Origin of the sequence: Citrobacter sp. XT1-2-2, from assembly GCF_023516235.1 — a bacterium.
Taxonomy (GTDB): Bacteria; Pseudomonadota; Gammaproteobacteria; order Enterobacterales; family Enterobacteriaceae; genus Citrobacter; species Citrobacter werkmanii.
In genome coordinates, this window is the sequence record NZ_CP097324.1 from 1,760,251 (window position 1) to 1,779,105 (window position 18,855).

Sequence of the window (18,855 nt, forward strand, 5' to 3'; positions counted from 1 at the left end):
TCCGCGTTATAATGTTAACGCGTGCTCTTTCTCTCCGGGTTTAAATTTTACTTCACCCAGGTCGATACAGGCGACCGGGCAAACGTGGCCGCACAGCAAGCATCCCACACATTTTTCCGTGTCGCAGTGTGGGGTTCGGGTTTCCTCATTCCATTCCATCGCCTGATGCCCGCCGTCATAACAGGAAATGTAGCAGCGACCACAGCCCACGCATTTATCGAGATGGATGTTTGGGTAGACGATGTAGCTACGGTCAAGATCTTCAGCGGGGATGATATTGGCATTGGCAAGGCCCACCATCTCCTCCAGTGAGTCAAATCCTTGATCGGCGAGGTAATGTGACAGCCCGCTGGTCATGTCCTCCACAATCCGATAACCATACTGCATTATCCCGGTGGTCACCTGCAGCGTGGCCGCGCCTAACAGTAAAAACTCGGCGGCATCTTCCCAGTTTTCTATACCCCCGATGCCGCTAATCGGGAAATCGCGCAGTTCAGGGTGCATGCGCAGTTGCTGAATAAATCGCAGGGCGATAGGTTTAACGGCCTTGCCGGAGTAGCCGGAAATACTGGATTTACCGTTGACGACCGGCATCCCAATTTTCCGGTTCAGATCGATATTGGTAATGGATTTAACCGTATTGATGGTTGCGATACCGTCGGCGCCACCGCGTTTTGCCGCCAGCGCAACCTCACACATATCACCGATATTCGGTGTCATTTTAGCCAGCATCGGCAGGGAAGAACCGCGTTTAACTGCCCGACAATATTTTTCGACCAGCTCAGGGCTTTGCCCAACATCGCTACCCATGGCATGTGAGGTCATTTGCGGGCAAGAGAAGTTGCATTCGATCATGTCTGCACCCGCCTCTTCGACCAGCCGTGCCAGCTCCTGCCACTGCTGTTCATTTTCCCCCATGATCGATGCAATCAGAACTTTATCCGGGTAGTCCTGTTTCAGCCGGCGAATAGCGGCCAGATTTTCCTCCAGCGGGTGCTCGGCAATTTGCTCCATATTTTTGAAGCCAACAAAGCCGGTATCTTCTTTGGTCAGATGGTCAAAGCGTGGAGAGACTTCATTCGCAATAAAGAAACCAATGGTTTTAAAAACAATACCGCCCCAGCCGGTGTCATAGGCTTTGGCGCACATGTCATAGCAGTTGCCCACCGGAGAAGAAGAGAGGCAGAACGGGTTGGGGAATTTGACGCCGCAAAAAGTAATAGAAAGATCTTTCGTTAACATGAGCAAGCTCCCTCTAAGTAGTGATGAATGGCCTGAGCGGCTTCTTTTCCGGTTTTCACGGCGTAAACCACCGTTTTATCGCCTTTTACAATATCGCCCGCGGCAAACAAAGCGGGATCGGCAGTTTGATAATGATGCGTGTCGATAAGATTGCGCTGTGGTTTTAACGCGGCGAAATTTTCAAGTTGAGCATGTTGACCAACGGCGAGAATAATATGTTCGGCTTCAAGCGTCAGTTCTCCCGGCAGGCGTACGTGTTTAAAAGTAACCCGGTTTCCGCTAACCGCCACAGGCGTGAAACCGTCAATAATCGATACCCCTAACGCTTGTGTGCTGCTGAACTCTTTATCGCTGGCTGGGAAATCGGCCAGTTCTTCACGGGCGACACAGGTAACTGACGGACAGCCCAGCAGTTTCAACGTGCTGGCGACATCCATCGCGACATCGCCGCCGCCGATGATCAATGCGCTTTGCGCGACGGTAATATCGCCGCTGGTTTGCCGGGCTCGTTGCAGAAAATCGACGGCAATTTCAACGTGATTGGCCTTCTCAAACAGCGGTAACGTTGAACCGTAAGACATCCCTACGGTAACCAGTACGGCGCGGTATTCTGTTTTGAGTTGCTCAATGGAAAGGGCAGTGCCGACTTCACAATTGCATTTGATTGTTACGCCCATTTCAACGATACGAGCAATTTCGTTATCTAAAACAGCATGCGGCAGACGAAACTCTGGAATGCCATAGCGTAACCAGCCGCCAGGTTGGGCCTGCTTTTCATAGATAGTGACGTCATAGCCCAGATTGCTTAGCGTTACGCTGGCTTGTAATCCTGCCGGGCCTGCGCCAATGATGGCGATCTTGCCCCGTGTTTTTGTGGCGGGTTGGTAAATTTTCATTGCGGTCTGCTGCTCAAAGTCGGTAATAAAGCGTTGCAGACGTGCAATATCAATCGGCTTATCAATGCCTGAGCGTGTACACCCGCGTTGGCATAACTTTTCGGTTGGGCATACCCGGGCGCATACTGCCCCAAGTGCATTATTTTCACGAATAGTTTCGGCTGCACCCTTAAAATTACGAAAATAAATGGAGCGAATAAATTTTCCCGGGTCAGTTTGCGCCGGACAATCCTGGCTACAGGGGGCATCGTGACATAATAAACAGCGGGAAGCCTCTTTTATGGCTAATAATGGCGTAAAAGCAGGCGTGAGCTCATCCAGATAATTTTGTTGTGGCATATTTTCTTCCTTAATGCGTGAGTAAATTAAGGCAAACCGTTAATAACAAAATATAAAAATCGAAAGGCTATTCTTAAGGCTAAGCACTGCAGGAAGAGTATTCTGTGAAAGGATTCACAAATAGAAGAGTGTTGGCGGGAAATGCTGGCGGGCAGCATTAATCCCTTACTTTGAAATGGTAACCGTTATCATAATATTAGCTATTCTCAAACGCTAATATAAAAATAATATCTTTATCGATAGAAAATTAAGTAAATAACCATACCGAAGGATAAACATCCGCATCCGGCATAAACCAACACATAGGACCAAAATTGCAGGGGCTCTTGATGGCGATAAGCGTATACCGGTTCGCGCGTATTCTTCTTAATTTTATCTACGGCCCCGGTGCGCCAGCCTTTCCAGGCCTCACGGAAACAAAACACAGGAATGAGCAGAAAGGCCAACACGACGAAGAGGGTTTGTACATCCATGCTTATTTTCCTTGTTTCTTTTGTAATTCGAGTAATTGTTCAGGCGTAACCGCCGGATACCCCTGCGCATCGTCGGGTACCTGATGCATGGTAGGGATGGGTACCAGTGGGCCTAAAAAACGGGGTTCACGTTTAAAAATATAGAGATCGGCGAGTGCGCCAAAACGCGCGCCGAATTCGCGTACCCGCACGGTAAGCATATCTTTTGGTGAAGGCACCGCATAGCACTGGGCCTGAATGCCCATATGCAGCGCAATAAACAAGGCGCGTTCACAGTGGAATCGCTGAGTAATAATGATGAAATCGTTGGTATCGAATACCTTACGGGTACGCACGATGGAGTCGAGCGTACGGAACCCGGCGTAATCAAGCACAATGTCAGCCGGATCGACCCCTGCGGCAATCAGATCCTTACGCATCGTCATGGGTTCATTATAGCTTTGCTGCGCGTTGTCGCCGCTCAGCAACAGATAGTTTACCTTCCCGCTGTTATAGGCGTTCAATGCGCCCTGAATACGGTAGCGGTAATACTGGTTGATAACGCCGGTTCGATAGTATTTTGCCGTACCCAGGACCACACCGACCTGGCGGTAGGGTAAATCCTGTAATTCGTCGTAGATATAGGGGGCAGTCTTCCAGCTCATCCATCTGTCGAGTCCAAGCACAGTCAACAGCAGCAGGCCTGACAGGACTAACAGGCTGTAAAACACGCGCTTTAACATGCAGAAAACTCGTTATTTGGGTGGAATTTCAATCAGGCTACTGTACCGGAAGACGTAGCGCAAGAAACAGCAGTCTGATTGAGGGGATTTTAGTCACTGTTACCCGGTTAGCGCAGCGCCACCGGGCTTTATGATTTAACTGAGCAGCACGCGCTCAATATTGTTGCAGCCCAGCGCGTGCAGGGTGGCGGAGGTCGCATCCCACTGGATTAACGGCGCATCGGCTTTTTCTGCCAGCACCGCGCGTTGAATGTCCGGATAGTCGTAACCGTTCAGACTCAACAGGTTTAACGCGCCTTGCAGCGGTGGGAGAGTGGGGTTAAAGGCGGCGTTTTCAGCATAGCTGCCACTGAAAATTCGCCCGTCTTTACACTCGAGCGCCACGCCGCTTGGCGATTTGCTGTATGGCATATGGCATCTGTTGGCGGCGGTAATTGCCGCCTGGGTCAGGGCGTCGCCCTGCAGCGCGAAGCCGTGATCCTGGTCGTCCATCAGTAGCGTTTTGATGTCGAGATCTTTTGGCCCGAACGCGTCCGGGAGATAGTCGCGCAGTGCGTGTGGTTCGCGCCCAGGCAGATGAATGCGTAAATCCAACCCGCTGTTCAGTTCGTTCATAAACTGGCGGCAGTGGCCGCAAGGGGTGTAGTTAACGGTGATGGCGGCGAGGCCTTTTTCACCGCGCAGCCAGGCGTGGCTGATGGCGCTTTGCTCGGCATGAACGGTTTGCTGCATTGTTGCGCCCAGGAACTCCATGTTGCCACCGAAGTACCAGGTGCCGCTAATGCCGCGAGAGATCGCGCCCACGTTGAAGTTGGAAAGCGGGGTACGTGCGCAGGCCGCAGCCAGCGGCAGCAGAGCGAATGCCAGCGCGTCTTCGTCCAGTCCCGATTCGCGTTTCAGCAAAGAGACCTGCTCAGCAGTCAGCATGGCGGGGAAATGCGTATCCGCCAGAACAGGGGCCAGGGCTGATTGCAAGTTATCCGCGAGTTGGGCAAAAGCAGTTTGAAAACGTGGATGCATGGCGATGCCTCATAACAATGTAATGGAATCGTAGTTTACGGGCCTGTTACGGCTTTATATGTGATCCAAATCTCATTGTGTGTGCAACTTATGAAACTTAAATGAAAAATGTGCAACGCATCGCAAATAAATAACCAAAAAGTGAAGGTTAGCCGACCACTGCCAGAATAACCGGGAACAGAAACGGGGCGACCAACGAGGTGATAATGCCGCAAATGACCAGCGCCAGAGAGCTAAACGCGCCTTCCTGATAATCCAGTTCTGCGCAACGCGCGGTTCCCAGGGCGTGCGAAGCGGTACCCATTGCCAGTCCTCGCGCGGCCTTCGTGCGAATGCGCATAGCATTCAGTAAAGTATGACCAAATACCGCCCCGAGAATGCCGACGAAAATGACGCACACCGCGCTGATGGCCGGAATACCACCAATACTTCCTCCCACCGCCATCGCGATAGGTGTGGTGACCGATTTCGGCATGATTGACGCGGCAATTTCCGGTGAGGCGCCCATCAACAGGGCGATTGTTGTGCCGGTAACCATCGCCACGACGCTCCCCGCAAAACAGATAGCGATTATCGATTTCCAGCGCGCGCGAATTTGGTGCAGCTGTTCGTATAACGGATAGGCCAGCGCGACCACGGCAGGTTGCAGTAAATCGTTCAGCACCTCGCTGCCTTTGAAATAGTGATCGTAGGGAATTCCGGTCAGCATCAGAATGGGAATAATCACCACCATCGCGACCAGCAGCGGATTCAGCAGCGGCATTTTAAAGCGTGCTGCCAGCTTACGTGCGCCAAAGAACACCGCGAGAGTAAGGGGCAACGACCACCAGATATATGTCATCATTCTTTCGAACCTTTTTGGCCAACAATTTTGCGTTCACCGTGTACAAGATGCGAGCTCCAGCTCACCACGAGGAAAACAACCAGCGTACTGATGGTGCATGACACCACCACAGGGCCAAATTGTGCGCGGAGCAAATCAAAGTACTGCATGATCCCCACGCCAATCGGGACAAATAACAGGGCCATATAGCGAATCAGGACATAACAGCCGGGATTAACCCATTTTGCCGGTAATACCTGCAATGCCAGTAAGACAAACAGAATCAGCATGCCAATGATGCTGCCCGGAATCGTGATCGGCAGCAGCGAAGCGATAAAAATACCTGCATAGAGGCAGGCATAGATCAGGACGAATGCGCGCAAATATTGCCAGATAATGTTCAGTGATTTGCTCATAATTGAAACCCTTGACGAGACTGATTCATCATACAATTAAACTTCAAAACGTGCTACCGATCACATCATGAATTCTAAGCATAGAGGAAATAGACGTCTGGAACATTGCGCATATGATCGCGCTAAACCTGCGCCAGGTAATACAAAAAACGACTCAGGGCTGTGGTAGGCGTTTCATTGTTGCGCCAGAATACGCCTACGCTGCCTTTTTGTTCAATCTTCGGCAGATTCAGGATAGCCAGTTGTCCCTGGGCGGCGTAACGCTGTGCCAGACGCAGAGAAAGAATAGAAACCATGTCGCTACTTTGCAGCAGGTTGGTGCTGACGTTTATCGACGCTGATTCAATGGTGTTTTCCGGCAGCATTACGCCATTATCGACCAGCGCGTTGTCAATGCTAATCCGAATGGGGGTGCCTGTCGGCCAGACAATCCAGCGCCAGTTAGCCAGATCGTTCCAGGTGAGCAGGGGATATTTTGCCAGCGGATGATCGGGGCGGGCGACAAAACAGACCGGCTCGGTATAGAGCACCTGGTAATTAAGCGGCAGCTGAAGCGCCCGGCCGCCAACGCGACCGACGACGACATCCACTGAACCCGCCAGCAGATCGTGCAGTAACGGGGTCATCACTTTCTCTTCAATATTGAGATGCAGAGTGGGTAGCTCCGTAAGCAAGCCCAGTATTGCCTGTGAAACGCAGTCGGTCGCCACCGGCGAGCAGCCAATCTTCAGACTTCCTACCAGACCGCCTTGTTTGAAACGGGCAATTTCATACTGCGAACGCTCCATATCATTGATCAGGCGTTGAGCATGTTGCAGCAACAGCTTGCCGCCTTCGGAGGGGCGTAAGCCTTTGCTATGTCGTTCAAAGAGCGTGATGCCAATCTCATCTTCGAGCTGTGATAACCATTTGGACAAGGCAGGCTGGGTGATATTCATCATTCGGGCGACGTGAGTCAAATTTCCCTGTTCCCCTAGCGCGACCAGCGTTTGCAGGTGGTGCAACTTCAGTTTCTGTGCCCAGTTAGCCATTTGCTATAACCTCCAGGTTATGCCTCTGCATGAAAAGCCATTGTACATTTCATCTCCAAACATACAAAGTCGCAACATACCTAAAACAAAACAGACATCTACTCTACCTGCACTGAGGCATTCACTATGACTCAACAACGTGATCTACAAGCACTAATAGATTCCGCCCCCGTCGGTAAGACGCAGTGGCGCGTGATTATTTGCTGTTTTCTGGTCGTCATGCTCGACGGTTTTGATACCGCGGCGATTGGTTTTATCGCACCCGATATACGCACTCACTGGCAATTGACTGCCGGGGATCTGGCGCCGCTTTTTGGTGCAGGACTGCTGGGGCTAACTGCTGGCGCGTTGCTCTGCGGCCCGCTGTCCGATCGTTTTGGCCGTAAACGGGTGATTGAGCTTTGCGTGGCGCTGTTTGGCGCGCTGAGTCTGATCTCTGCTTTTTCGCCCGATCTGCAAACGCTGGTTATTTTGCGTTTCCTTACCGGGTTAGGTCTGGGCGGCGCGATGCCTAATACCATCACCATGACGTCGGAATACCTGCCTGCCCGTCGGCGTGGCGCATTGGTCACCATGATGTTCTGCGGCTTCACTCTCGGATCGGCTATGGGCGGCATCGTCAGCGCTCAACTGGTGCCGGTTGTTGGTTGGCACGGTATTCTGGTGCTGGGAGGCGTTTTGCCGCTCATGCTGTTTGTCGCCCTGCTGTTTGCGCTACCGGAATCCCCGCGCTGGCAGGTTCGTCGCCAGCTACCGCAAAACGTGATTGCCAGAACTGTCAGCGCTATTACCCGGGAACGTTATGACGATACCCATTTTTATCTCAACGAAGGGTCAGCGATTGCCAAAGGCAGTATCCGCCAGCTGTTCGTCGGGCGACAGTTGCCCATTACCCTGATGTTATGGGTGGTGTTCTTTATGAGCCTGCTGATTATTTATCTGCTCTCCAGTTGGATGCCAACGCTGCTTAACCATCGAGGAATCGACCTGCAACATGCCTCCTGGGTGACTGCGGCCTTCCAGATTGGCGGTACGTTAGGCGCGCTGGCGCTGGGCGTACTGATGGATAAATACAATCCTTTCCGCGTGCTGGCGGTGAGCTATGCGCTGGGGGCGGCATGTATCGTCATGATTGGCCTGAGCGAAAACGGCCTGTGGCTGATGGCGTTGGCGATTTTTGGCACCGGCATCGGGATTAGCGGTTCTCAGGTGGGTCTCAATGCGTTAACCGCCACCCTTTATCCGACGCAAAGCCGGGCGACGGGCGTCAGCTGGTCTAATGCCATTGGCCGCTGCGGCGCGATTGTCGGTTCGCTTTCCGGCGGCGTGATGATGGCGATGAATTTCTCATTCGATAACCTGTTTTTCATTATTGCCGTTCCGGCGGCCATCAGCGCGGTGATGCTTACGCTGCTGACGGTTGTTGTTCGCCAGTCGGCCTCTGTCCCTGACGCCTTGCCACGCGCAGGCATCGTGAATGAATAAGGAGAATCCCTATGTCTGAACTGAATCAGGATGTTAAGAACAGCCGTCAGCAGTTTTACCAGCATATTTCCGGGCAGAATCTGACCCCGCTGTGGGAGTCGTTGCACCGTCTGGTGCCGTCAACGCCGAACGCGAATTGCGCGCCTGCGTACTGGAACTATCAGGAGATCCGTCCGCTACTCCTGGAAAGTGGCGATCTGATTGGCGCGAAAGAGGCGATTCGCCGCGTGCTGGTGCTGGAAAACCCAATGCTGCGCGGACAGTCTTCCATCACCCCGACGCTGTACGCGGGATTACAGTTGATTATGCCGGGCGAGGTTGCGCCGAGCCACCGCCATAATCAGTCTGCGCTGCGCTTTATTGTCGAAGGGAAAGGGGCATTTACCGCCGTCGATGGCGAGCGCACCCAGATGCATGAAGGCGATTTTATTCTGACGCCGCAATGGCGCTGGCACGATCACGGCAACCCAGGCAGCGAACCGGTAGTGTGGCTGGACGGTCTGGATCTGCCGCTGGTGAATCTGCTGGGCTGCGGCTTTGCGGAAGACTACCCGGAAGATCAGCAGCCGGTCACGCGCAAGGAAGGGGATTATTTACCGCGCTATGCGGCCAACATGTTGCCGCTGCGTCATCAGAAGGGTAACTCATCGCCCATTTTCAACTATCGCTACGATCGTAGCCGTGAAGCACTGCATGGCCTGACCCGCATGGGCGAAGCCGACGAGTGGGATGGTTACAAGATGCGCTACGTGAACCCGGTAACCGGCGGTTATCCCATGCCGTCAATGGGGACCTTCCTGCAATTGTTGCCGAAGGACTTTTCTTCACGGATGGCGCGTACCACTGACAGCACTATCTACCATGTGGTGGAAGGAAGCGGGCGGGTCACCATCGGCAACGAAACCTTCAACTTTTCGCCAAAAGATATCTTCGTGGTGCCGACCTGGCACGGTGTGTCGTTCCAGGCCAGCGAAGATGCCGTCTTATTCAGTTTTTCGGACAGACCGGTTCAGGAAGCGCTGGGGTTGTTCCGTGAAGCACGCTATTAATTTGGGAGAGAGAAAATGACGCAATACGTATTCGAACCACAAGCGCCTGTTACCGTTCCTGTGGTTGGTAGTGATGAACAATTTCCCGTGCGCCGCGTTTACTGTGTGGGGCGCAACTATGCTGCACATGCGCGTGAAATGGGCTTTGACCCGGATCGCGAACCGCCGTTCTTCTTCTGTAAACCGGCCGACGCGGTGGTTCCGGTGGCGGCTGGTCAAACCCTTGAACTGCCGTACCCGTCGCAGACCGATAACTATCACTACGAGATAGAACTGGTGGTGGCGATTGGTAAAAAGGGCAGCGATATACCGCTGGAAAAAGCGCACGAATATATCTGGGGCTATGCCACCGGTCTGGATATGACCCGTCGTGACAGGCAGATGGAGATGCGCCAGATGGGGCGTCCGTGGGAAATCGGCAAAGCGTTTGATCTCTCTGCGCCCATCGCGCCGCTGCATAAAGCCAGTGAAATCGCTGATGTTAACAATGCGCCTATCTGGCTGCAGGTTAACGGCGACGATCATCAGCGGAGCGATATTCGTCACCTTATCTGGTCTGTGAATGAAACCATCAGCTATCTGTCCGGATTTTTCGAACTGCAGCCGGGCGATCTGATCTACACCGGTACGCCGGAAGGCGTGGGGGCGGTAGTGAAAGGGGATGTGATCACCGGCAACGTAGACGGTTTAACCCCCATCGCCGTGAAGATTGTCTGAGGTGGATGATGAAGCTGTACAGTTTCTTTAATAGCTCCGCGTCATATCGCGTGCGTATTGCGCTGGCGCTGAAAGGGCTCGATTACCAGACGGTGGGCGTCAACATTCGCATCGGTCAGCAGAACGAGCTGGCCTACCGGCGGATGAATCCGGTGGGGCTGGTGCCGACGCTGGTGACCGACGACGGAGAATCGCTTGGACAATCGCTGGCGATAATCGACTGGCTGGATGGCCACTTTCCGCAGTCGCCGCTGCTGCCTGCTGACTTCCCGATGCGCAGTCGGGTGCTGGAAATTGTTTATGCCATCGCTTGTGATATCCACCCCGTGAATAATCTGCGGGTACTGCGCTACCTGAGCGACGAATTAAAGATCAGTGAAGAGGATAAAAAACGCTGGTATGCGCACTGGATCCAGCAAGGGTTAAGCGCAGTGGAACAGATGCTGCGCCAGAGTCATTCGGGGGCGTTCTGCGTGGGTGATGCGCCGACGCTGGCGGATTGCTGCCTGATCCCGCAATGGGCGAACGCGCTACGTATGGGCTGCGATTTGAGCGCATATCCACGCTGTAAGGCGGTCTATGATGCCTGTACCCAGCTTCCGGCGTTTATCGCCGCCGCGCCCGAGAATCAACAAGATAAAATTCCGGCCTGATAAGGAGAACGACAATGGCTAAAGTGACACGCGCAATTATCGTGGGTGGTGGGATTGGCGGCGCGGCGACCGCGTTATCGCTGGCCCGTCAGGGAATCAAAGTGATGTTGCTGGAGAAAGCGCATGAGATTGGCGAAATCGGCGCGGGCATTCAGCTCGGGCCAAACGCGTTCTCTGCTCTCGACAGCCTTGGCGTGGGAGAGGTTGCCCGCCAGCGCGCCGTTTTTACCGATCATATCACCATGATGGATGCGGTAAATGCGCAGGAAGTCGTGCGTATTGAAACCGGACAGGCGTTCCGCGATCACTTTGGCGGTCCTTATGCGGTTATCCATCGGGTGGATATTCATGCTTCTGTGTGGGAAGCGGCGCTGGTTCATCCCAACGTTGAGTATCGCACTTCAACTAACGTGGTTGATATTCGCCAGACCGAGAATGACGTGACGGTATTTGACGAGCATGGCAACAGCTGGACGGCAGATATTTTGGTCGGCTGTGACGGTGTGAAGTCGGTTGTCCGTCAGTCTCTGATTGGCGATGCGCCACGCGTGACCGGGCACGTGGTCTACCGCGCTGTGATTGATTGCGATGATATGCCGGAAGATTTGCGCATTAACGCGCCGGTGCTGTGGGCCGGACCGCACTGTCACCTGGTGCACTATCCGCTGCGCGGCGGCAAACAATACAATCTGGTGGTGACCTTTCATAGTCGTCAGCAGGAAGAGTGGGGCGTGAAGGATGGCAGTAAAGAGGAGGTGCTCTCCTATTTTGCCGGTATTCATCCACGTCCGCGCCAGATGCTGGATAAACCGACATCATGGCGGCGCTGGTCCACCGCTGACCGCGAGCCGGTCGAGAAATGGGGTACCGACCGCATTACGCTGGTGGGTGATGCCGCGCACCCGGTGGCGCAATATATGGCGCAGGGAGCCTGTATGGCGTTGGAGGATGCCGTCACGCTTGGTAAGGCGTTACAGCAGTGTGACGGCGATGCGGCTGATGCCTTTGCCCTGTATGAGTCGGTGCGCATTCCGCGTACGGCGCGGATTGTCTGGTCGACGCGCGAAATGGGCCGCGTTTATCACGCCGCGGGCGTCGAGCGCCAGGTGCGTAATCTGCTGTGGAAAGGTAAATCACAGGCGGAGTTTTATCGCGGTATGGAGTGGCTGTACGGCTGGAAAGAAGATAACTGTCTGTTGCCGCGCTGAGCCTCTTTAATCTCCCGAACGGAGGCGCTACCATAGCGCCTCTTTTTTTGCGGGTGACGATATGCGTGTTTTACTGGCGCCGATGGAAGGCGTGCTCGATTCCCTGGTGCGCGAGCTGCTGACTGAAGTGAATGATTACGATCTGTGCATCACGGAGTTTGTGCGCGTGGTGGATCAGCTCCTGCCGGCAAAAGTATTTCACCGGCTCTGCCCGGAACTGCATAACAACAGCCGCACGCCATCCGGCACGCGGGTGCGCATACAGCTGTTGGGCCAGTACCCGCAGTGGCTGGCGGAGAACGCCGCGCGCGCGGTCGAATTGGGATCGTACGGTGTCGATCTGAACTGCGGCTGTCCGTCGAAGCTGGTCAACGGCAGCGGCGGTGGCGCGACGTTATTGAAAGATCCTGAGCTCATCTACCGCGGCGCAAAAGCCATGCGCGAGGCGGTCCCGGACCCTCTCCCGGTGACGGTGAAAGTACGTCTGGGCTGGGACAACAGCGACCGGCAGTTTGAAATTGCCGATGCCGTCCAGCAGGCTGGCGCCAGCGAATTGGTGGTGCATGGCCGTACCAAAGAGCAGGGCTATAAGGCCGAGCATATTAACTGGCAGGCGATTGGCGAAATTCGCCAGCGACTTACCATTCCGGTTATCGCAAATGGTGAAATCTGGGACTGGCAGAGCGCCCAGGATTGTATGGCCATTAGCGGATGCGATGCGGTGATGATCGGTCGTGGTGCGTTAAATATCCCGAATCTGAGTCGTGTGGTGAAGTACAACGAGCCGCGTATGCCGTGGCCTGACGTCGTGATGCTGCTGCAAAAATATACCCGTCTCGAAAAGCAGGGTGACACGGGGTTGTATCATGTGGCGCGTATTAAGCAGTGGTTAGGGTATTTGCGTAAAGAATATTCAGAAGCCACGGCGTTGTTTCAGGAGATTCGCGCGTTAAACAATTCGCCGGATATCGCTCGGGCGATTCAGGCCATCAAGATTACCGCCTGACGTCAGTTCCGGTAGGCCGGATAAGGCGTTTACGCCGCCATCCGGCATCAGAGAGAACAATCGCCTGACATTTCTGCTATCAGGCCTGGGCTAAAAGACAACATCAAAAAATCATCTTAAACACGCCGGTTACCACCAACAGTCCAATCAGAAAAATAATTAGAATAATCCACAGCAGAATTTTCATTAACTTTCCTTTTTTTGGTAAATTCAGATTGAGTATAGGAAAGTATCAACTATTCTGCCTGGTGGCGCTGTTATGCGGGTTTACGTGCGCTTAGCAGAAACACCATTGGCCGCTCTTTTTCTTCATCCAGCGCCGGGTTTTCAGCAATCTGCTGAGCAGAGGGTCCCCATTCATCAACACACACAATGTCGAATCCGGCGGCAATGAGCGCGTTAATCCAGGTCGCCAGCTTGCGATGCTGTTTTTTAACGCCTTCAGCAAACCAGTTACTGATACGCTCGCCTTCTTGTTGGTAATGATTAACCGGCCAGGACAGCTGCCCGGTTTTGTCTTTTATCCAGCCCTGGTTAAGCGGTGCGGTATAAATGGGGTGCTCGGCAGAGAAAACCAACATGCCTCCCGGTGTTAATGCCTGGTAAATCGTTACGAATAATCGTTCAATATCGTGTAAATAGTGCAGGGCAAGAGAGCTATACGCCAGGTCGAAAGACGCCGGCGAGAGCGTAAGCGTTTCGAGATCTTCACGGCGATAGACGATGCCATTGCCGTGAGTCATATTATGCGCCTGGGTTAACATCTTTTGTGAGATATCCAGCCCCACGACGCTGGCGGCATGATTATCGCGCGCGTAGCGACAAAACCAGCCATATCCGCAGCCCAAATCGAGAATGTTTTTACCCTGCAGAGCGGGGAGCATAGTTTGTATTGCTGGCCATTCCGGTGCGCCATCAAGCCCTTTTACTGAACGATCCAGCGTGGCATATCCGGCAAAGAATTCCGGGTCGTCATAAATATTCTGTGACATAAGGTTTCCATCTATAAATTATTAAAATTATTTAATCTATATTATTTGTGTGGTGTATATTTTTCTGATTATATATTTTTATTGCCAAAGATGTATTGCCACGCGTAACTAAAAAAGTAACAGCGACAAGTCGTACTCTCTGCGCATCTTTTCTTACCTGTATATCTCCATGAATCGTAATTCTGTTTTTGCCGCGACGGCATTGTTGCCCCTTTTTATTCTCATGGCTGGCTGTGCGCCTATGCATGATGACCGTCAATCTCTGTCGCAGCAGACCCCTGCTGCGAATGTCGATTCCGCCTTACCTGCGGCGTTAAAAAATGGCTGGCCGGACAGCCAATGGTGGAAGGCATACCACGATCCTCAGCTTAATGCGCTGATTGACAGCACGTTGCGAAACTCTCCTGATATGCAGGTGGCGGAACAGCGCATTCAACTGGCGGAGGCGCAGGCGAAGGCCGTTGAGGCGCAGGATGGTCCGGAGATCGATTTTTCTGCGGACGTTGAGCGTCAGAGAATGTCAGCTGAAGGGCTGATGGGACCGTTTGCCATTACCGATCCTGCCGCCGGAACGACAGGCCCGTGGTACACCAACGGGACCTTTGGTTTAACCGCCGGCTGGAATCTGGATCTGTGGGGGAAAAATCGGGCCGAAGTGACGGCGCGTATTGGGGCCGTTAAAGCGCGTGAAGCTGAGCGTGAACAAACCCGCCAGCTGCTGGCGAGCGGTGTTTCGCGTCTGTACTGGGAATGGCAGACGCAGGCGGCACTGAAAAGCGTACTGACGCAGATTAAAAATGAGCAACAGAACGTGATAACCGTCGATCGTCAGCTGTATCAAAACGGCATTACCTCATCAGTGGAAGGTGTTGAGACCGATATCGATTCCAGTAAAACGGATCAGCAGCTGAACGATGTTAACGGCAAAATGAAAGTGATTGAGGCGCGGCTGAGCGCCCTGACTAATTCACAGTCTACCGTTCTGAAACTGCATACCAGTAAGTTACCTACCGTAGAAAGCCAGCTCCCGTCTCAGTTAGGTTATTCGCTGCTGGCCCGTCGACCGGATTTACAGGCCGCGCACTGGTATATTGAATCATCCCTGAGCAGCATTGATGCGGCCAAAGCTGCGTTTTATCCTGACGTGAATTTGATGGCGTTTTTACAACAAGATGCGTTACATCTGAGCGATCTGTTCCGCCATTCCGCGCAGCAGATGGGCGTCACTGCCGGACTCACGCTGCCTATTTTCGACAGCGGCAGATTGAATGCCAATCTTGATATCACCAAAGCGCAAAGCAACCTGACGGTGGCGAATTACAACAAAGCCGTGGTAGATGCGGTGAATGACGTGGCGCGTGCCGCATCGCAGGTGGAAACGCTGGCGCAGAAGAATCAGCATCAGCAGCAGATCGAACATGATGCACAGCGTGTGGTGGGACTTGCGCAGGCGCGATTTAACGCCGGTATTATCGCGGGTTCCCGGGTCAGCGAAGCAAAGATCCCGGCGTTACGTGAGCAGTGTAACGGTCTGGTATTGCAAGGCCAGTGGCTGGATGCTTCCATTCAGTTGACCAGCGCGCTGGGCGGCGGTTACCACGCGTCGTAACACACCTGCCCGGTAGATGCCGCTCTACCGGGCCGTCTTCTTGCTGCTGCGTTTTTTCAACCACCAGCGTGCGCCTACCACCAGTACAATCACCAGAACCAGCCATATCCAGTGCTTAATGTGCTGGTCGAGATTGTGCAGCCACGGCGCGATGACTTCTCCCCCCACATAACCCAGGGTGGTAAATATCAGCGCCCACACCAGCGCCCCGAGAATATTGAGCGGTAAAAAGAGCTTCGGTGGCAGGTGACTGGCGCCAATCAGCAAAGGGCCAATAACGCGAAAACCGTACATAAAACGCGTGCCGACCACGAACAGATAAGGACGCCGTTGGATCATCTTCTGCGCGTAATCAATTTTTGCCTGATGACGCGAAAAACGCCGCAGAATTTTGCCGCCAAAACGACGTCCGAGTAAATAGAGCAACTGATCGCCAATCATCCCGCCCAGCGCGACGGAGAGCACCACCAGCGGAAATTTAAGTACTCCCTGATGGGCCGCGACGCCGCCTAACAGGGTAATGGTTTCCCCTTCAGCCAGACTGCCAATCACTAATGCGGCATAGCCGTATTGCGCAACATAATGATTTATATCCATACGATTGTATGACCTCCACCGCTTATAGCATACACCCTATGAATACTTGATGCCGGAAAAGCCGCGCCGTAGCGATCTAATGCTTGTCAGTTAAGTATTATGAAGGACATGTGATTCTGGCTCAGGGTTCCGTTCACCTCCGCGGTGTCATTTCTCTGAAACGCCGTTACCCGTGAACGTGCAAGGGAGGCTTACCGCCGCCTCCCTTGCATCCCAGGCTCCCGGCGGGAAAATCGTCGCTGCGCGAGTTATTCGTCTTATGCCGTCTGCCTGTCGGGTCGGGGCCGAGCCTGCATCCATGCAGGCCGTCCCCTCTGCCCGCATCCCTGCGGGCAGACCCGGTCAGCCGCCAACGCCTCATCGATTTTCAGCCGGACCGGGGGGATCGCTTCAACGCTCTGACTTCCAGTTAAATCTGTTTTGCTGTTCAAATATATTCAAATAAAAGTGCAGGAGGTCAGGTGAGGGCAGGTCCGGCTGAAAATTGCCGACGTGTTTCCGTAAGGCCGGGAGAGCCAGCATGGATGCTGGCTCAGGGCGCGTTTTGCAGGGATGCTACCTCGCGCCCGACCCGGTAGCCTGAAGGAATAAGCGGGGGGAACCACGAAGTGGCAATTTTCCCGCCGGGAGCCGGGATTGTTAAGGGTACGGCGATAGTACCCTTAACACGTTCACAGGCAGTATCGTTTCAGAGAAGTGATAAACATTGGGTGAACGTAACAATACGCCGTAGCGATCCGGTATTTTCTCTGTGTACATAAAATAATCAAAAGCTGAATTATACTTGAAGTGTTGAGGTCCGGAGCTGACAAGAAGGGGGCGGTATGAACCATGTCTGGGGGCTGTTTTCCCATCCCGATCGTGAAATGCACGTGATCAACAGCGAAAACGAAAGCGTTTCGCATCACTATACCCATCATGTACTGCTGATGGCGGCAATCCCGGTTGTTTGCGCGTTTATCGGTACCACACAAATCGGCTGGAATTTTGGTGACGGCAACATACTGCAGTTATCCCTGTTGACCGGACTGGCGCTGGCCATTCTGTTTTACGGCGTGATGCTGGCGGGCGTGGCTGTCATGGGCCGGGTTATCTGGTGGATGGCGCGTAATTACCCGCAGCGTCCATCGCTGGCGCACTGTATGGTCTTTGCCGGATATGTCGCGACTCCGCTGTTTTTAAGCGGTCTGGTCGCCCTTTATCCGCTGGTCTGGCTGTGTGCATTGGTGGGAACTATCGCGCTGTTTTACACCGGTTATTTACTCTATCTCGGTATTCCAACGTTCCTGAATATCACTCGTGAGGAAGGGTTAAGTTTTTCAGTTCCACGCTGGCTATTGGTGTGCTGGTACTGGAGGTTCTGCTGGCGATTACGGTAATCCTGTGGGGTTACGGCTATCGCTTATTCTGACCTGTAAAACGCCTCTGCGCTGCGTTGTTGACGTAAAAGTCAGCAACGCAGCATTTCGAGACGATTATCCTGTAGCGGCAAACCTGCCGGATCGCTATGATGCCTGAGCTAGCCTGAGAAAATACTTAATCTCGGGCGGTGTGCGTTGTGACGTGCGTGAACCCTTATCAGAAATCTCATCATGCTGAAATTCCGAGTTTCATTATTAAGCCTTGCCCTGGTGCTGGCCGTTCCTTTTGCACCCCAAGCCGTGGCGAAAACGGCACCTACCGTAGCGGCTTCTCAACCTGAGATAGCGTCCGGTAGCGCGATGATTGTTGATCTGAATACCAACAAGGTTATCTATTCGAACCACCCGGATCTGGTGCGTCCGATTGCGTCGATTACCAAATTAATGACGGCGATGGTGGTGCTTGATGCGCGACTGCCGCTGGATGAAAAGCTGAAAGTTGATATCAGCCAGACGCCTGAGATGAAAGGAATTTACTCTCGCGTACGGCTGAACAGTGTAATCAGCCGTAAAGACATGCTGTTACTGGCGCTGATGTCATCTGAAAACCGTGCGGCAGCCAGTCTGGCGCATCATTACCCTGGCGGCTATAACGCGTTTATCAAGGCGATGAATGCGAAAGCGAAAGCGCTGGGCATGACCCATACCCGTTTTGTGGAGCCGACCGGGTTATCGATTCATAACGTCTCAACCGCGCGTGATTTAACGAAGTTACTGATTGCCAGCAAACAGTATCCGCTGATTGGTCAGCTAAGTACTACGCGTGAAGATATGGCGACGTTTGCCAATCCGGCATATACATTGCCGTTCCGTAATACCAACCATCTGGTGTATCGCGATAACTGGAATATTCAGTTAACTAAAACCGGGTTTACCAATGCGGCGGGCCACTGTCTGGTGATGCGCACGGTGATTAATAACAAACCGGTGGCGCTGGTGGTGATGGATGCTTTTGGGAAATATACCCACTTTGCCGATGCCAGCCGTTTACGCACCTGGATTGAAACCGGCAAGGTGATGCCGGTTCCGGCGGCGGCGCTGAGCTACAAAAAGCAAAAAGCGGCGCAGATGGCGGCGGCAGGTTCAGCTACGGGTGAGCAAACCGCGCAGAACGATTAAACCGTCGGCCGGGCAAGCGAAGCGCCCCCGGCAACGT

Annotated in this window: 18 protein-coding genes and 1 pseudogene; 9 read left to right on the top strand and 10 right to left on the bottom strand. The window is 53.3% G+C overall.

Going from position 1 to position 18,855, the window contains the following annotated elements; genetic code table 11:
- Window positions 1-6: 6 nt before the first annotated feature.
- From preA to M4I31_RS08285, 8 genes are all read right to left on the bottom strand, one after another.
- On the bottom strand, window positions 7-1,242 hold the full coding sequence (preA, locus tag M4I31_RS08250; RefSeq protein WP_085047874.1) for an NAD-dependent dihydropyrimidine dehydrogenase subunit PreA: 1,236 nt from the start codon (window positions 1,240-1,242) through the stop codon (window positions 7-9).
- Window positions 1,236-2,477 carry an NAD(P)-dependent oxidoreductase gene (locus M4I31_RS08255; protein ID WP_085047875.1) on the bottom strand — a complete coding sequence of 414 codons (1,242 nt, stop codon included), beginning with the start codon at window positions 2,475-2,477 and terminating at the stop codon, window positions 1,236-1,238. Before M4I31_RS08255 ends, preA begins: the two co-directional genes overlap by 7 nt.
- Window positions 2,478-2,710: 233 nt before the next feature.
- Window positions 2,711-2,950 (bottom strand): DUF2542 family protein, encoded by a 240-nt coding sequence (locus M4I31_RS08260; RefSeq protein WP_038641982.1) that lies wholly within the window; start codon window positions 2,948-2,950, stop codon window positions 2,711-2,713.
- A 2-nt stretch (window positions 2,951-2,952) separates the two neighbouring features.
- Window positions 2,953-3,672: an outer membrane permeability protein SanA gene (gene sanA / locus M4I31_RS08265; RefSeq protein WP_038641981.1), complete on the bottom strand. Its 720-nt coding sequence runs from the start codon at window positions 3,670-3,672 to the stop codon at window positions 2,953-2,955.
- 135 nt (window positions 3,673-3,807) lie between these two features.
- Window positions 3,808-4,692, bottom strand: a complete 885-nt coding sequence (cdd, locus tag M4I31_RS08270) for a cytidine deaminase (RefSeq protein ID WP_038641979.1) — start codon at window positions 4,690-4,692, stop codon at window positions 3,808-3,810.
- A 148-nt stretch (window positions 4,693-4,840) separates the two neighbouring features.
- On the bottom strand, window positions 4,841-5,536 hold the full coding sequence (locus tag M4I31_RS08275; protein WP_038641977.1) for a CidB/LrgB family autolysis modulator: 696 nt from the start codon (window positions 5,534-5,536) through the stop codon (window positions 4,841-4,843).
- Window positions 5,533-5,931 (bottom strand): CidA/LrgA family protein, encoded by a 399-nt coding sequence (locus M4I31_RS08280; protein ID WP_038641975.1) that lies wholly within the window; start codon window positions 5,929-5,931, stop codon window positions 5,533-5,535. Before M4I31_RS08280 ends, M4I31_RS08275 begins: the two co-directional genes overlap by 4 nt.
- A 122-nt stretch (window positions 5,932-6,053) precedes the next feature.
- Complete coding sequence (locus M4I31_RS08285; protein ID WP_085047876.1) at window positions 6,054-6,962, bottom strand: LysR substrate-binding domain-containing protein; 909 nt, start codon at window positions 6,960-6,962, stop codon at window positions 6,054-6,056.
- A gap of 126 nt (window positions 6,963-7,088) precedes the next feature.
- Here M4I31_RS08285 and M4I31_RS08290 point away from each other — a divergent pair, with 126 nt between their 5' ends.
- From M4I31_RS08290 to dusC, 6 genes are all read left to right on the top strand, one after another.
- Window positions 7,089-8,447, top strand: a complete 1,359-nt coding sequence (locus tag M4I31_RS08290; RefSeq protein ID WP_085047877.1) for an aromatic acid/H+ symport family MFS transporter — start codon at window positions 7,089-7,091, stop codon at window positions 8,445-8,447.
- Between the two features lie 11 nt (window positions 8,448-8,458).
- Entirely contained in the window at window positions 8,459-9,496 is a 1,038-nt protein-coding gene (gtdA, locus tag M4I31_RS08295) for a gentisate 1,2-dioxygenase (RefSeq protein WP_085047878.1), read from the top strand.
- Window positions 9,497-9,511: 15 nt separating this feature from the next.
- The gene (locus M4I31_RS08300) at window positions 9,512-10,213 is read left to right on the top strand and encodes a fumarylacetoacetate hydrolase family protein (RefSeq protein WP_038641969.1); all 702 of its coding nucleotides are present in this window, start codon (window positions 9,512-9,514) and stop codon (window positions 10,211-10,213) included.
- A gap of 8 nt (window positions 10,214-10,221) precedes the next feature.
- A complete protein-coding gene (gene maiA, locus M4I31_RS08305; protein ID WP_085047879.1) occupies window positions 10,222-10,866 on the top strand; it encodes a maleylacetoacetate isomerase in 645 nt (214 codons plus the stop codon).
- A 14-nt stretch (window positions 10,867-10,880) separates the two neighbouring features.
- Window positions 10,881-12,074 (top strand): 3-hydroxybenzoate 6-monooxygenase, encoded by a 1,194-nt coding sequence (locus M4I31_RS08310; RefSeq protein ID WP_085047880.1) that lies wholly within the window; start codon window positions 10,881-10,883, stop codon window positions 12,072-12,074.
- 61 nt (window positions 12,075-12,135) lie between these two features.
- Window positions 12,136-13,080: a tRNA dihydrouridine(16) synthase DusC gene (gene dusC / locus M4I31_RS08315; protein WP_085047881.1), complete on the top strand. Its 945-nt coding sequence runs from the start codon at window positions 12,136-12,138 to the stop codon at window positions 13,078-13,080.
- A gap of 257 nt (window positions 13,081-13,337) precedes the next feature.
- Here dusC and M4I31_RS08320 read toward each other — a convergent pair whose 3' ends face one another.
- Window positions 13,338-14,072: a bifunctional 2-polyprenyl-6-hydroxyphenol methylase/3-demethylubiquinol 3-O-methyltransferase UbiG gene (locus M4I31_RS08320; protein WP_085047882.1), complete on the bottom strand. Its 735-nt coding sequence runs from the start codon at window positions 14,070-14,072 to the stop codon at window positions 13,338-13,340.
- A 169-nt stretch (window positions 14,073-14,241) separates the two neighbouring features.
- Here M4I31_RS08320 and mdtQ point away from each other — a divergent pair, with 169 nt between their 5' ends.
- Window positions 14,242-15,681, top strand: a complete 1,440-nt coding sequence (gene mdtQ, locus M4I31_RS08325) for a multidrug resistance outer membrane protein MdtQ (protein ID WP_038641958.1) — start codon at window positions 14,242-14,244, stop codon at window positions 15,679-15,681.
- Between the two features lie 24 nt (window positions 15,682-15,705).
- Here mdtQ and M4I31_RS08330 read toward each other — a convergent pair whose 3' ends face one another.
- Window positions 15,706-16,278, bottom strand: a complete 573-nt coding sequence (locus M4I31_RS08330) for a DedA family protein (protein ID WP_085047883.1) — start codon at window positions 16,276-16,278, stop codon at window positions 15,706-15,708.
- Between the two features lie 824 nt (window positions 16,279-17,102).
- On the opposite strand from M4I31_RS08330, the pseudogene M4I31_RS08335 reads away from it, so the two are divergent.
- Together M4I31_RS08335 and pbpG are read left to right on the top strand one after the other, a co-directional pair.
- Window positions 17,103-17,689 (top strand): annotated as a pseudogene (locus M4I31_RS08335) (Yip1 family protein).
- Between the two features lie 181 nt (window positions 17,690-17,870).
- On the top strand, window positions 17,871-18,818 hold the full coding sequence (gene pbpG, locus M4I31_RS08340; RefSeq protein WP_038641951.1) for a D-alanyl-D-alanine endopeptidase: 948 nt from the start codon (window positions 17,871-17,873) through the stop codon (window positions 18,816-18,818).
- Window positions 18,819-18,855: the final 37 nt, after the last annotated feature.

What these genes read in the sequence shown, in the direction of transcription:
- preA (WP_085047874.1), bottom strand. Translation starts at nt 1,242, where the DNA reads ATGTTAACGAAAGATCTTTCTATTACTTTTTGCGGCGTCAAATTCCCC.
- M4I31_RS08255 (WP_085047875.1), bottom strand. Translation starts at nt 2,477, where the DNA reads ATGCCACAACAAAATTATCTGGATGAGCTCACGCCTGCTTTTACGCCA.
- M4I31_RS08260 (WP_038641982.1), bottom strand. Translation starts at nt 2,950, where the DNA reads ATGGATGTACAAACCCTCTTCGTCGTGTTGGCCTTTCTGCTCATTCCT.
- sanA (WP_038641981.1), bottom strand. Translation starts at nt 3,672, where the DNA reads ATGTTAAAGCGCGTGTTTTACAGCCTGTTAGTCCTGTCAGGCCTGCTG.
- cdd (WP_038641979.1), bottom strand. Translation starts at nt 4,692, where the DNA reads ATGCATCCACGTTTTCAAACTGCTTTTGCCCAACTCGCGGATAACTTG.
- M4I31_RS08275 (WP_038641977.1), bottom strand. Translation starts at nt 5,536, where the DNA reads ATGATGACATATATCTGGTGGTCGTTGCCCCTTACTCTCGCGGTGTTC.
- M4I31_RS08280 (WP_038641975.1), bottom strand. Translation starts at nt 5,931, where the DNA reads ATGAGCAAATCACTGAACATTATCTGGCAATATTTGCGCGCATTCGTC.
- M4I31_RS08285 (WP_085047876.1), bottom strand. Translation starts at nt 6,962, where the DNA reads ATGGCTAACTGGGCACAGAAACTGAAGTTGCACCACCTGCAAACGCTG.
- M4I31_RS08290 (WP_085047877.1), top strand. Translation starts at nt 7,089, where the DNA reads ATGACTCAACAACGTGATCTACAAGCACTAATAGATTCCGCCCCCGTC.
- gtdA (WP_085047878.1), top strand. Translation starts at nt 8,459, where the DNA reads ATGTCTGAACTGAATCAGGATGTTAAGAACAGCCGTCAGCAGTTTTAC.
- M4I31_RS08300 (WP_038641969.1), top strand. Translation starts at nt 9,512, where the DNA reads ATGACGCAATACGTATTCGAACCACAAGCGCCTGTTACCGTTCCTGTG.
- maiA (WP_085047879.1), top strand. Translation starts at nt 10,222, where the DNA reads ATGAAGCTGTACAGTTTCTTTAATAGCTCCGCGTCATATCGCGTGCGT.
- M4I31_RS08310 (WP_085047880.1), top strand. Translation starts at nt 10,881, where the DNA reads ATGGCTAAAGTGACACGCGCAATTATCGTGGGTGGTGGGATTGGCGGC.
- dusC (WP_085047881.1), top strand. Translation starts at nt 12,136, where the DNA reads ATGCGTGTTTTACTGGCGCCGATGGAAGGCGTGCTCGATTCCCTGGTG.
- M4I31_RS08320 (WP_085047882.1), bottom strand. Translation starts at nt 14,072, where the DNA reads ATGTCACAGAATATTTATGACGACCCGGAATTCTTTGCCGGATATGCC.
- mdtQ (WP_038641958.1), top strand. Translation starts at nt 14,242, where the DNA reads ATGAATCGTAATTCTGTTTTTGCCGCGACGGCATTGTTGCCCCTTTTT.
- M4I31_RS08330 (WP_085047883.1), bottom strand. Translation starts at nt 16,278, where the DNA reads ATGGATATAAATCATTATGTTGCGCAATACGGCTATGCCGCATTAGTG.
- pbpG (WP_038641951.1), top strand. Translation starts at nt 17,871, where the DNA reads ATGCTGAAATTCCGAGTTTCATTATTAAGCCTTGCCCTGGTGCTGGCC.